Annotated in this window: 12 protein-coding genes; all 12 read left to right on the forward strand. The window is 28.3% G+C overall.

Going from position 1 to position 12,625, the window contains the following annotated elements; all coding sequences use genetic code 11:
- Position 1: 1 nt before the first annotated feature.
- Positions 2-1,153, forward strand: a complete 1,152-nt coding sequence (pseC, locus tag ACN0TY_RS09190; protein ID WP_417444251.1) for a UDP-4-amino-4,6-dideoxy-N-acetyl-beta-L-altrosamine transaminase — start codon at positions 2-4, stop codon at positions 1,151-1,153.
- Complete coding sequence (locus ACN0TY_RS09195) at positions 1,137-1,973, forward strand: aldo/keto reductase (protein WP_417444252.1); 837 nt, start codon at positions 1,137-1,139, stop codon at positions 1,971-1,973. Before pseC ends, ACN0TY_RS09195 begins: the two co-directional genes overlap by 17 nt.
- A 5-nt stretch (positions 1,974-1,978) precedes the next feature.
- Positions 1,979-2,767 carry an SDR family oxidoreductase gene (locus ACN0TY_RS09200; protein WP_417444253.1) on the forward strand — a complete coding sequence of 263 codons (789 nt, stop codon included), beginning with the start codon at positions 1,979-1,981 and terminating at the stop codon, positions 2,765-2,767.
- On the forward strand, positions 2,745-3,611 hold the full coding sequence (locus tag ACN0TY_RS09205) for a cytidylyltransferase domain-containing protein (protein ID WP_417444254.1): 867 nt from the start codon (positions 2,745-2,747) through the stop codon (positions 3,609-3,611). Before ACN0TY_RS09200 ends, ACN0TY_RS09205 begins: the two co-directional genes overlap by 23 nt.
- Positions 3,595-4,608, forward strand: coding sequence for a UDP-2,4-diacetamido-2,4,6-trideoxy-beta-L-altropyranose hydrolase (pseG, locus tag ACN0TY_RS09210; RefSeq protein WP_417444255.1), 1,014 nt, complete (start codon positions 3,595-3,597; stop codon positions 4,606-4,608). The genes ACN0TY_RS09205 and pseG overlap by 17 nt, the downstream gene beginning before the upstream one ends.
- The gene (locus ACN0TY_RS09215) at positions 4,605-5,744 is read left to right on the forward strand and encodes a GNAT family N-acetyltransferase (protein ID WP_417444256.1); all 1,140 of its coding nucleotides are present in this window, start codon (positions 4,605-4,607) and stop codon (positions 5,742-5,744) included. Before pseG ends, ACN0TY_RS09215 begins: the two co-directional genes overlap by 4 nt.
- Positions 5,722-6,432 carry a PIG-L deacetylase family protein gene (locus tag ACN0TY_RS09220; protein ID WP_417444257.1) on the forward strand — a complete coding sequence of 237 codons (711 nt, stop codon included), beginning with the start codon at positions 5,722-5,724 and terminating at the stop codon, positions 6,430-6,432. The genes ACN0TY_RS09215 and ACN0TY_RS09220 overlap by 23 nt, the downstream gene beginning before the upstream one ends.
- A gap of 6 nt (positions 6,433-6,438) precedes the next feature.
- On the forward strand, positions 6,439-7,476 hold the full coding sequence (pseI, locus tag ACN0TY_RS09225; protein ID WP_417444258.1) for a pseudaminic acid synthase: 1,038 nt from the start codon (positions 6,439-6,441) through the stop codon (positions 7,474-7,476).
- A gap of 455 nt (positions 7,477-7,931) precedes the next feature.
- Positions 7,932-8,690: an O-antigen ligase family protein gene (locus ACN0TY_RS09230; protein WP_417444259.1), complete on the forward strand. Its 759-nt coding sequence runs from the start codon at positions 7,932-7,934 to the stop codon at positions 8,688-8,690.
- Positions 8,687-9,937 (forward strand): O-antigen ligase family protein, encoded by a 1,251-nt coding sequence (locus ACN0TY_RS09235; RefSeq protein ID WP_417444260.1) that lies wholly within the window; start codon positions 8,687-8,689, stop codon positions 9,935-9,937. The genes ACN0TY_RS09230 and ACN0TY_RS09235 overlap by 4 nt, the downstream gene beginning before the upstream one ends.
- A complete protein-coding gene (locus tag ACN0TY_RS09240) occupies positions 9,934-11,328 on the forward strand; it encodes a hypothetical protein (protein ID WP_417444261.1) in 1,395 nt (464 codons plus the stop codon). Before ACN0TY_RS09235 ends, ACN0TY_RS09240 begins: the two co-directional genes overlap by 4 nt.
- Complete coding sequence (locus ACN0TY_RS09245) at positions 11,328-12,584, forward strand: lipopolysaccharide biosynthesis protein (RefSeq protein WP_417444262.1); 1,257 nt, start codon at positions 11,328-11,330, stop codon at positions 12,582-12,584. Before ACN0TY_RS09240 ends, ACN0TY_RS09245 begins: the two co-directional genes overlap by 1 nt.
- Positions 12,585-12,625 lie beyond the last annotated feature (41 nt).

The raw sequence follows: 12,625 nt of genomic DNA on the forward strand, positions 1-12,625 counted from the left end.
TATGAATAATATACCATATGGAAGGCAAAGGATAACTGATGAAGACATTCATGCAGTTGTAGAAACTTTAAGAGGGGATTTTTTAACTCAAGGCCCAAAGGTTAAGGAATTTGAGGAGGTGTTTGCAGAATATGTAGGTTCTAAATATGCTGTAGCTGTTAATAATGCTACATCAGGTTTACATTTAGCAGTACTTTCTTTGGGGGTAAAAAAAGGAGATCGTGTAATCACAACACCTATAACCTTTGCAGCATCAGCTAACTGTGTTAGGTATATTGATGGTGAAGTTTGGTTTGCGGACATTGATCCGGACACTTACTTATTATCCTTAAAAAGTGTGAAAAAGTTAATTGAAAGTAAACCTGTAGGTTTTTTTAAAGGTATTATTCCAGTAGACTTCGCAGGATTGCCAATTAACTTAGAAGAGTTCAGAAGTTTAGCAAAAGAACATGATTTGTGGATTATTGAAGATGCATGTCATGCTCCTGGGGGTTATTTTATTGATTCTAAAGGAGTTAGGCAAAACTGTGGGAATGGAAATTATGCGGACTTAGGAATATTTTCTTTTCATCCTGTAAAGCATATAGCATGTGGGGAAGGAGGAATGGTTACTACAAATTCTAAAGAGCTCTATGATAAAGTTTCTCTTTTAAGAACTCATGGAATTTCTAAGGATAATATGCGCGAAAATCATGGAGGTTGGTATTATGAGATGCAAGATTTAGGGTTTAACTATAGGTTAACAGATATTCAGTCAGCGTTAGGGATTACACAATTGAGAAAGAATGATGAAGGTGTAGTGAGGAGGAATGTTATTGCTAAAGTTTATAAAAAAGCTTTTGATCAAAGGATAAAGTACCAATATTTACCAGATAACTCATATAATGCACATCATTTGTTTGTGATTGAAGTCGATAATAGAGAAGGTTTATATGAGTATTTGAAAAAATATAATATTTTCACACAAGTACATTATATTCCAGTGCATAAATTACCTTATTATAAGTCTATAGGCTATAAAGGTTCGGATTTAAAGCATGCTGAGAATTATTATTCAAAATGTTTAAGTTTACCTATGTATCCTACTTTATTAGATGAGGAACAAGATTTTGTAATTGAGAAAGTGTTTTCGTTCTATGGAATTAAATCATAAAATAGGAATAGGTACCGCCCAATTTGGGATGAAGTATGGAATCTCAAATATGAAAGGTAAAACACCTATAAGTCAAGTGACTAACATACTTTCTTTGGCGAAGAGAAGAGGAGTGATATATATAGATACAGCATCGGCTTATGGTAATGCAGAAAAAGTTCTAGGCTTATGTAATCTGGATGGCTTTAGGATAGTCTCTAAATTCATGCCTCCAGTCGACTTATCAATAACTGATCAGTTAAATAAAACCCTACAAGATTTAAATGTTCCAATGTTATATGGTTATATGGCTCATAGACCTTCAGTTTTGAATGATGATACTTATTGGGTAGAATTACTTCATTTAAAGAATCTAGGTAAGATGAGTAAAATAGGTTATTCTGCTAATAGTATAGATGAAGTTAATTTTCTTTTAGATGAAAAAAAAATACCTGATATTATTCAATTGCCATTTAATTATTTTGATAATCGTTTTGAAGATATAATTACAAAGTTAAAATCAAGAGGTACTGAAATTCACATTAGATCAGTTTTTTTACAAGGTCTTTTCTTTGCGGACATTAAATTATTATCAGATTTTTTTAATCCAGTAAAAAAAACATTACAAGAACTTCAGGATAATTACAAAGAGCGTTTGCCTTCCATTTTATTAAAATATGCTTTGTCTATGAAGTTTATTGATGTTGTTATAATGGGAGTCGAAGATGAATTTCAATTAAAAAATAATTTGGAAAATATAGGATTAGTTGAGTTGATTAATAATTATAAAGAGTGTCAATCTGAGTTAATCCTTAATCCATCAAATTGGCCAAAAAAATAAAATATATGGTTTATTCTTTTGATTTGAATAGTAAAATAATTTTGATATCTGGAGGATATGGATACCTTGGGACAGCAATTGTTGAAAGTTTATTATTCCATAATGCTATAGTGTATATATTGGGAAGGAGTGAAAGTAAATTTGAAGCTTTACTTTCTTCAGTAGGATGTGATAATAAAGAAAAATTATTTTTTGAAGAATGTGATATTTCGAGTACCGATTCTATAAAAAAAGCTTACGATAGAATATTTTATAGAGAGGGGAAAATAGATGTTTTAATAAATAATGCATTTTATTCTATGGGACAGTCTCCAGAGCAGATGACAGATGAAGAGTGGAAGGTAGGTATTGATGGGACTTTAAGCAGTGTTTTTCGATGCATAAGAGAAATAACTCCATATTTTAAAGAGAAGAAAAATGGAAAGATAATTAATGTTTCATCAATGTATGGAATGGTGTCACCAGATTTCGATGTATATATAGAGTTTCCTGAGTTTTTAAACCCACCGCACTATGGAGCTGCAAAAGCTGGAGTTATTCAGCTGTCTAAGTATTATGCTAGTTATTTAGGTGAATATGGGGTAAATGTTAATAGTGTTACTCCAGGTCCTTTTCCTTCAAGAAACGTACAAAAAAATACAAAGTTTATAGATTCTTTAAAAAGGAAGACTTTACTTAATAAAATTGGTAAACCTGAAGATTTGGCTGGAATATTCGTTTTCTTGGCATCAGATACTTCTAATTATGTTACTGGACAAAATATGATTATTGATGGAGGTTGGACGACAAAATAGAAAAGTAGGTTTTATTATACAAGCGCGGATGAAATCGAATCGTCTTCCTGGTAAGGTTTTAATGGATATGCCAACAACTTCTTTAGGAAAGCCATTATTAGAATGGATTATAAATGAATTACGTTTGTCAAGTTATAATAATAAAATTATTATAGCTACGTCGACTAATAATGAAAATGATGTTTTAGAATCTTTTTGTAAAGAGAAAGGTGTGGAATGTTACAGAGGTGATGAAGATAATGTGTTAAGTAGATTTATTGAAATTGTTGATGATTCAAATTTTGATTGTATTGTTCGCCTAACTGCTGATAATCCTATTTTGGATATATCTTTATTAGATAAAATAATTGAATATCATATTTTAAATGAGAATGATTATACCAAAACTTCATCACTACCCCTTGGGATGAATTTTGAAGTAGTAAACTCTAAATCTATGATTGAATTAAAATATGAAAACCTAACAAGTGCAGAGAATGAACATGTAACATTGTTTATTAGAAATAATAAAAAGTATAAAAAGGGGACGTATGATTCTGAAATCAGATTGAATTTTAAGGTAGAACTTGTACGATTAACTGTAGATTATCCATCAGATTTTTTGTTAGTTTCTTGGGTGTTGCAAATGGGGGTCGAATTAGATATGAAAGGAATTAAATTGATAGAAAGATTAATTACGTTATATCCATTTATGTTTAAGGTCAATCTAGGAAATTTTCAAAAGAAGCAATTTAATAGTCAGCTTAGCGAGATTGAATATGCGACTTCTTTTTTAAAAGAAATGGAGTTGTTTACTGCCTTTAACATACTTGATAAATATAAAAAAGATGAGTATAGTATTTAGAGCAGATGGCGATGCAAGTACAGGTTTAGGTCATTTATACCGAATCTTTGCTTTAATAGAAATGTTGAAGGTAGATTTTGAATACTGTTTGTTTGTTAGAGATTCATCTACAATATCTGTAATTCCAGAGGGATACAATTTGGAATTGATATCCGCAGATGTATGTATAAATGATGAAGCTAAATTGATAGCCAATAAATATAGTGCAGAAAGTACTATTTTAATAGTTGATGGCTATCAATTTAATTCTGCTTATCAAAAAAGAGTAAAAGAAGAAGGCTTTAAGTTATTTTATATTGATGACTTGACTACAGAGTATATGTACGCAGATGTTGTAATTAACCATTCTCCGCATGTGAAAGAATCGGATTACAATTCGGAACCATATACTCGTTTTGCTCTTGGAACAGATTATGCAATACTGAGACCTCTTTTTTTAGAGGCAGCAAAGCGTAATAGGCAAATAGATAAGATTGAAACTGCTTTCGTTTGTTTTGGAGGTTCTGACTATAATGGTCTAACTTTTACTGCTGTTAAGGGCTTGCTTCATTTAGAATGTATTTCCAAAATTTATGTAGTTTTAGGTGCAGCATTTTCAGATGATAGAGTTTTAAATCTAATTAATAAAAATAAATCAAAGATAGATCTTAAGCAGAATTTATCTGAAAAACAAATGGTGGATGTTATTAGTAAATGTCAGTTAGCTATAGTTCCAACGAGTTCTATATGTTATGAAGTGAGTTCAGTAAAAGCATTTATTTTTGCAGGATATTATGTAGATAATCAAAAAGAAATATATGAAGCTTTATTTTACGATGAAGTAATTGTTGGTGGTGGAGATTTAAATTTATTAACAGCTGATGACTATAAAGAACTAATACAAATGAACATTATTAATTCGTTAAGTATTAATCAAAAATATTTACGTCATCAAAAAAATGCTTTTGATGGATTGTCAAGTAATCGAATTCTTTCATTAATAAATAATTTGATATGATTTTGAGATTAGCAAAAAAGTCAGATGTTGATTTTTATTATAAATTAGTAAATAATAGTTCTGTTAGATTAAATTCGATTAATAAAGATAAGATTCAATTTTCTGAACACAAGAAGTGGTTTTATTCGAAAGTTAAAAGTGAAGATTCTTTATTGTTTGTACTTAAAAATGAGAATGAATTAGTTGGTCAAATAAGGTTTGATAAAGTTTATAATTCTTGGGAGATTGATTATTCTATTTCTGATCTATATAGAGGTGAAGGCTATGGTTATCAAATTTTATTGAAAGGAATTTTTGAAGTTTATTATAGGGTTAATTCGAAAGTAAATTTTACAGGAAAGGTTTTAGAGGCTAATAAGATATCAGCTAAAATATTTCAACGAATCGGGTTTGAACTATCTAAATTTGAAATAATTAACAATGATAAACTATTAATTTATTCCCTAGAGCATAAGCCTATTACTAACATATTACTATCTAGTAGAAATTGGAATTATTCAATTTTAAAAAGAATAAAATCAAAATTGAAGGGTAGTAATTGGTTGTATTGTAATAATAAAACTGAGTTTAGTAAGATATACTTGGATGTAGTGAAACCATCGAAAGTTTTTATTCCGCATTGGTCATATATAATCCCAGAAAATATATATATGAATTTTCAGTGCATTGTTTTTCATATGACAGACCTCCCTTTTGGAAGAGGAGGAAGTCCACTCCAAAATTTAATTGAGCGAGGGTATAAAGAAACAAAAATATCGGCATTAAGAGTTTCAAGAGGTATAGATACAGGGCCAATATATTTTAAGAAAAACCTAAGCTTGCATGGTACAGCCCAAGAAATATATTTGAGAGCATCTCAAGTTGTTAAAGATATGATTATTTATATAGAAGAAAATGAAATACAACCTATTGAACAAGAAGGTTTGTCTGTTGATTTTTCCAGACGTACTCCAGAAATGAGTTCTTTAGAAGGAGTTGATGACTTTGAAAAACTATATGATTATATTAGAATGTTAGATGCAGATGGTTATCCTAAGGCATATATAGAAAATGAAAATTTTAGATTTGAATTTACAAGGGCAACAATTAAGACAGATAAAAGTATAATAGCTGATGTTAGAATCATTAAGAAATAAGAGAATTTTAGTAGTTGTAGCACATCCTGATGATGAGTTGCTAGGCCTTGGAGCGACCATGAATAAATTGATAACAGAGTATGGTGTCAAAACTCATGTCATTATTTTGGGAGAAGGGATAACTAGTAGATCAGATAAACATAATATAAAGGAATGGAAAACTGAATTAGCCATTCATAAAAGAAACATATTAGAGGCTCAAAAATCAGTAGGTTATCACGGGGTGAGTATTTATGATTTTCCAGATAATCGTTTTGACTCGGTATCATTATTGGATATTGTTAAAATTGTAGAGGATGAAAAAAGGAATTTTGCCCCAGATATAATTTTCACCCATCATGGAGGTGATGTCAATATAGATCATCAAAGAACATTTGAAGCAGTAATTACGGCTTGTAGGCCTATGAGTCATGAGAATGTAAATACAATAATAACTTTTGAAACTCCTTCTGGAACAGAATGGAGAGCATCTTCTGATCCTAAACATTTCATCCCAAATCTTTTTATAGAAGTCAGCGAAATTAATCTTAACGCTAAAATAAAGGGTATGGAGAGTTATGAGTTTGAAAAAAGGAGTTATCCACATCCAAGATCTCCAAAAGCATTGAAGATACAAAGTCAAAGGTGGGGGGTTTCAGTGGGTAAAGAATTTGTAGAAGCATTTCAAATAATCAGATCAATAAATTAATTTTTTATGAAAATAGGAAATCATATAATTAATAAAACTTCTAAAGTTTTTATAATTGCTGAACTTTCAGCTAACCATAATGGTAGTATAGAAACAGCAATAGAAACAATTAGAGCAGCCAAAAGAGCAGGAGCCGATTGTATCAAGCTACAAACATATACTGCGGATACAATGACAATTAATTCTAAAAAAGATGATTTTGTAATTAAAGGAACTGTATGGAATGGGAGTAATTTATATGAATTATACCAAAAAGCTTATACACCATGGGAGTGGCATACTGAATTATTTAGAATAGCCAAACAAGAAGGGTTAGAGTGCTTTTCTTCACCATTTGATAAATCGGCTGTAGACTTCTTAGAAGGTCTTAATATACCAGCGTATAAGATAGCTTCTTTTGAAATAACTGATATTCCTCTAATAGAATATACAGCCTCAAAAGGTAAGCCTATAATAATATCAACAGGAATAGCGACAGAGGAGGATATTAACTTGGCAGTTAATGCTTGTTTAAAAGTTGGGAATAAGGACATAGCGCTTTTAAAGTGTACTTCAAGTTACCCTGCACCTATAGATGAAGCAAATATGTGCATGATTAGAGATTTAGCAAGAAAGTTCAATGTAATATCTGGATTATCTGATCATACAATGGGAGCAACTGTGCCAATTGTAGCGACTAGTTTAGGTGCTAAAATTATTGAAAAACATTTTATTTTAGATAGATCAATAGGAGGGCCAGATGCTTCTTTTTCCATGAATGAAGATGAATTTGCAGATATGGTGAAGATGGTAAGGGATGCTGAAAGTGCAATAGGTGTTGTAGATTATTCGTTAACAGAGAAACAAAGGGCAGGTAAAGTATTTTCAAGATCTTTATATGTAGTTAAAGATGTAAAAGCAGGAGAACCTGTCACAGAAGTAAATGTCAGATCTATTCGTCCTGGTTATGGAATGCACCCCAAACATTTTAATAAAATATTAGGTAAAACTTTTAACAAAGATTTAGATAAAGGTACGCCAATTTCTAATAATATGATAAATTGATTTATACTAAAAAAATATCATATAATTATCTTGCCCGTCTCTCACATTATTTGATAATATTGATTGCTGGATTAAGTACGATATTAAGACCATCAATAGAAAGTAAGGTTACATTATTTAGAATAATTTTACCTTTTTTGTTCATTTGGATGTTGATATATAGTACAAAGAGTACTGTTAAGTTTGTATTATTAAGTGCGTTTTTTTTGGCTTATTCCGTTGTTGTTTCGTATTTATCAAGGTTTCACTCGTTCAGTGTGATTTTTAATTTATATTATTTAATTGTTTTTTTCTTTTTCTTTTACTATAGAGAGGTATACAGAATATGTTCAACTTATAGACTTTATGAATTTTTATCTCTTCTATATAAGGTACTAATTATACTTGGATTAATCCAATATTTTTTTGGAGGTATTTACTTTAATACTCAGGATAGGGCACCTGCTATCAATATTATGTTTTGGAATGAGAATGAATTTTCATCAATTTTAGCTATTTTCACACCACTTTTTTTTTTAAAAGAGAATAATTACTATAAATTTTTATGGCTTTTTTGTGGTTTCTATTTAATGATTTACAATGATGCTAAATTAGCAGTGTTATCAATGATTATTTTTTTTGGGGGGTGGTTAATATTGAAATTCAATATATTTAGAATTAAAATTATTGGTTTTGTTATTATTACTTTATTTGTTATTATTACTTTGTTTTATTTGAGAGGTTATCACATTCAAGGAGATGTTACTATTGATAGTTTTGTTTCTAATTTATTAATGCATACTTATAACCTTGAACCTTTAGAGCATATTGGGACGTTTAATGCTAGATCAAATGCTATTATTTTAGGTGTTAAAGAATTGATTCATTCGTTTTTTTTAGGTATAGGCCCTGGCAATTCGATGATAATGATGCAGGAAATAGTAATTCCAGGTACTGAAGCCTATACGGCTCTAAGTATGCACAATTTTATTTTTCAAATAATAACTGAAGTTGGTGTTTTTGGTATACTTTTAATAATTTACGTTTATAAAAAAGTTGTAAAAGCTGCTAATAAAAGTATTTATCCTACTAATTTAGTTTATGTTTTTTACGTTAGTTGTTTAGTATCTATAACTTTATTATCTGGAGCTTGGTCAAATTACTTTTATCTGTTTGTACTTTTTTATTCGATAGATTTTTTTAAAGATTGTGTAAGTGATAAAACTATTGTATGAGAATAAATGCAAATAAGCTCCAGAATAGTATATTAATATTATTATTTTTTTTTATAACAATATGGCCGCAAGTAACAACACTATTGATTATCTTGTTAACCATAGTAAGGATTCCAAGATTAAACAAGGAGTATTTTATCAGTCTTTTATCAAGAAAAAGTATTCTATTATTTATTTTAATTTATTTTTTATTAGTAGTAGGTGTTTTTTATACCATTGACTTAAAGTCTGGATTTTCTAAACTGCAGACACAATTTAGTTTTTTTATAATACCTTTTATTCTTGGGGGATTATCAATTCAAAAAAAAGATCGAATTAAATATCTTAATTTTTTTGTTTTTGGTTTAATTATTACCATTTTCACATGTTTATTTCATGCTTTATACCTCTTTTTGAAGAATGATAGTATATATGTTTTAGACAAGTTTTCAAGGAAGGAAAATATATTTTTTTATAATACCTTTTCAGGCTTTATGGATTTACATCCAACATATTTAGCGATGTACATAGGTCTATCAATAATGTATATTATCATTTGTTTTAGAGATATAAGCATTCTTAATAGTAGTAGCAAAGTTTTATTAATAATTTTTTTGTCTATAACGATGTTGTTAACATCAAGCAAAGGAGCCATATTAGCTTTGATCGTTATATTGTTATCGTGGTTATCTTTTAATTTGTTTAAAAAAAAGATGAGAATTAAAAAAGTCTTACTTGTAGTAGTTTCCATTTTTATTTTTATTGCGTTATTTTATAATACTAAATTATACCAAAGATATATTACTTCTTTTCAAAGTATTAATTCATTACTTGTAGATAATCAGAATATAAATGAATCCACTAGTATTAGGTTTAATTTATGGAAATTATCTTATAATGTTTTCTTAAATTCACCTAGTATAGGTTATGGTACAGGAAGTGTTAAGAAAGTACTTAATGATAATTGTTTAACTTATTTTGATTTTTCTACATGTGAGTTTTTAAGAAATATGAATAGTCATAATGAGTACATTAACTCCCTTGTTTCAAATGGTATTATATTTTTGATAGTTTTTTTAGTAGTGTTATCTTTTAATATTGTAAAATCATATAAAAATTCGGATATTTTGTATTTATCATTTATGGTATTTATGGTAATAAACTTTTTATTTGAAAGTATTCTACAGCGTGAGAGAGGTATCGTATTTTTTATGCTTATGCTAGTTTTGTTTTCAATTTCTAATTATGATCGTAAAGAATTATTATGAGTAGTAATCTGTTAAAAAAAATTGAAAGGGAATACCCTGTAGAGAGTATAACTTATAAAGGGGAAAAGATATGGTCATTGTTCAGGTTACAGGTGAATGAATCATTGAGAAATAAAGAAGGAGTCACATTAAGAACGTTTAGGTTCAGTTGGAGACTTTTCTTTAAGTCATTAAATTCTTTATTCTATGGTTTAAATCATTTATTTCTATTATCAAATTATAAGGTTTGGGCATTTTCATCTTCGGATAGAAGGAAAATAATGAATTCAAAATATGTAGATAGAGTATTAGGAGGAATAGTTGATCAATATTCTGACACTTTAATATTTGAAAATCCATACCCTCTAAATAGACATTTCAGTAAAAAGGAAACAGATTCAAAAAAAATAATTAGTCAGGCTATTTTATGGGGGGCAACTAAGTTTTTATCACTATTCTTAAATAATAAATTAAAAATAGAAAATGAAGATCTATTAATAGCAATATTGAAGAAGTACCAGGTTCAAATTGATTACAAAAAAATATTAATAAATTATATTGCACAGTATAAATTATTTTCAGTTATTTTAGGCATAACTCAACCGAAAGTTGTTTTTTTTGTTTATTCTGCTTCCTCGATGGGCTATATAAAAGCACTTAAAAGAAAAAAAATACCAGTTGTAGAACTTCAACATGGTGTCATAAATAAAGCTCATTATGCTTATAATGTACACAAGGATTTAGGAAAAGAATTGTTTCCTGATTATTTATTTTGTTATGGTGATTATGAATTAGAAGTTTTTGGCTCACATAACTTTTTTATAAGTAGAGATATGGTATTTCCTATAGGTTATTATTATCTAGATGAGGTGTCTAAAACGTCCAATTATGAGAGTTATAGGGGTTTGTTGAGAAAAACTTATACCACGATAGTAACATATAGTTTTCAGGAGCCTTTTGAAAGTTATATTTTTGATTTTTTGATTCAGGTAGCTAAATTAAATCCTTTAGTTTGTTATTTATTAGTTCCAAGAGATACTCATAGGAATTATTCAAGTTATAATATTCCAGATAACATTATTGTTCAGAAAAAAATGAATATATATGAGTGTATCATTATTAGTGATTTTCATTCAACAATTAATTCAACCTGTGCTATAGAGTCTTTGTGCCTGGGCGTGCCAAATATTCTATTTAACTATAGAGATTGGGCTATAACTTATTATAAGGATATGTTACAAGAAGATAATAGTAAATTTGTTAAGACACCTCAAGGTTTTATTGATGTAATAAATAATAATGATTTTCCATCAAAAAGAGAAATAATTAATAATTCTAAGAAATATATATATGGTGATTATAAAAACCGATTGAAGTTAGTCATGGATAATAATGTATTTAAAAATAATTAATGAATAACAAAAGCTTAATAAGGGGTATATCATTTTTCACATTTTTTAATGTTATTAACTCTTCGTTACCATTTTTATTACTACCAATTTTAACTTCATACCTTAGTCCAGAGGATTATGGTGTGGTTGATATATTTTATAATACATCATTAATAATTACACCTATAATCGGTTTAAGCATAGTTCAATCTATCGGGAGGTATTATTTTGAAAAAATAGATTTACCGAAGTTTATAACAACAATTTTTTTTATATTAATAGTTACGGGATTATTAATATCAATAATATCATTATTTTTCAACTTTTTATTTAATGCTTATTTGTTAAAGCATGATATACCACCTTATTTAATATTCCTAGCATTTATTTATACTTTATTTACACAAATAGGTGAGATTCTATTAGTTCTATGGAGGGTTTCATATAAAACAATGAATTATGGATTATTCAGATTGAGTAAGACTGCTTTAGATTTGGGAATATCTATTCTCTTAATAGTGCAAATTAATATGGGATGGGAAGGTCGAATTTTTTCTCAATTGTTTGTAGCAGTATTATTTGCGATAATAGCTATTGTGTTATTATATAAAAAGAAGTATTTAATTGGTTTTATTATTGATGAAGAATATAGAAATGAAGCTCTTTCTTTTAGTATTCCGTTGGTGTTTCATTCACTGGGAGGTTATATTATTAGTTTTTCTGATCGTTTTTTTATTTTACTTATGTTAGGAATTAGTGATGTTGGAATATATTCTGTGGCATACCAAATAGGAATGATAATATCATTAATTCAGAATTCTTTCAATCAAGCATGGGTACCATTCTTTTTTAAAAAACTAAAGGATGGTAATTCAAAAGATAAGTATCAGATTGTTAAAATCACTTATTTTTATTGTGTTATTCTTATTTTAATTTCTATTATAATTTATTTCATTGTTCCTGTTATTTACAAGTATTTTATAGGGGAAGCTTATACATCAGGGAGTGCCATTGTAACTTGGGTCTTATTGGGATATTTGTTTAATGGGATGTATAAAATGATGGGTAATTATTTATTTTTTTTAAAGAAAACTAGAGTGATTGCAACTATTACTCTAGTTGCTGGTATCATAAATATGTGTTTGAATTATTACTTAATATCTCTGTATGGTATTGTTGGGGCTGCACAGGCTACTGCAATAACTTTTTTATTTCACTTTATATTTATTACATATTATTCTGTTAAAAAATACGAAATGCCTTGGAATTTAAAATAATCATGAATTTTAAGATTAAATTATTTATATAAGCAAAATTT

The organism is Joostella sp. (genome assembly GCF_048266025.1).
In the GTDB taxonomy this organism is placed as follows: Bacteria; Bacteroidota; Bacteroidia; order Flavobacteriales; family Flavobacteriaceae; genus Galbibacter; species Galbibacter atrarenae.

Coding starts and splice junctions, on each gene's coding strand:
- pseI (WP_417444258.1), top strand. CDS start 6,439: ATGAAAATAGGAAATCATATAATTAATAAAACTTCTAAAGTTTTTATA.
- ACN0TY_RS09220 (WP_417444257.1), top strand. CDS start 5,722: ATGTTAGAATCATTAAGAAATAAGAGAATTTTAGTAGTTGTAGCACAT.
- ACN0TY_RS09200 (WP_417444253.1), top strand. CDS start 1,979: ATGGTTTATTCTTTTGATTTGAATAGTAAAATAATTTTGATATCTGGA.
- ACN0TY_RS09235 (WP_417444260.1), top strand. CDS start 8,687: ATGAGAATAAATGCAAATAAGCTCCAGAATAGTATATTAATATTATTA.
- ACN0TY_RS09215 (WP_417444256.1), top strand. CDS start 4,605: ATGATTTTGAGATTAGCAAAAAAGTCAGATGTTGATTTTTATTATAAA.
- ACN0TY_RS09195 (WP_417444252.1), top strand. CDS start 1,137: ATGGAATTAAATCATAAAATAGGAATAGGTACCGCCCAATTTGGGATG.
- pseG (WP_417444255.1), top strand. CDS start 3,595: ATGAGTATAGTATTTAGAGCAGATGGCGATGCAAGTACAGGTTTAGGT.
- ACN0TY_RS09240 (WP_417444261.1), top strand. CDS start 9,934: ATGAGTAGTAATCTGTTAAAAAAAATTGAAAGGGAATACCCTGTAGAG.
- pseC (WP_417444251.1), top strand. CDS start 2: ATGAATAATATACCATATGGAAGGCAAAGGATAACTGATGAAGACATT.
- ACN0TY_RS09230 (WP_417444259.1), top strand. CDS start 7,932: ATGTTTTGGAATGAGAATGAATTTTCATCAATTTTAGCTATTTTCACA.
- ACN0TY_RS09205 (WP_417444254.1), top strand. CDS start 2,745: ATGGAGGTTGGACGACAAAATAGAAAAGTAGGTTTTATTATACAAGCG.
- ACN0TY_RS09245 (WP_417444262.1), top strand. CDS start 11,328: ATGAATAACAAAAGCTTAATAAGGGGTATATCATTTTTCACATTTTTT.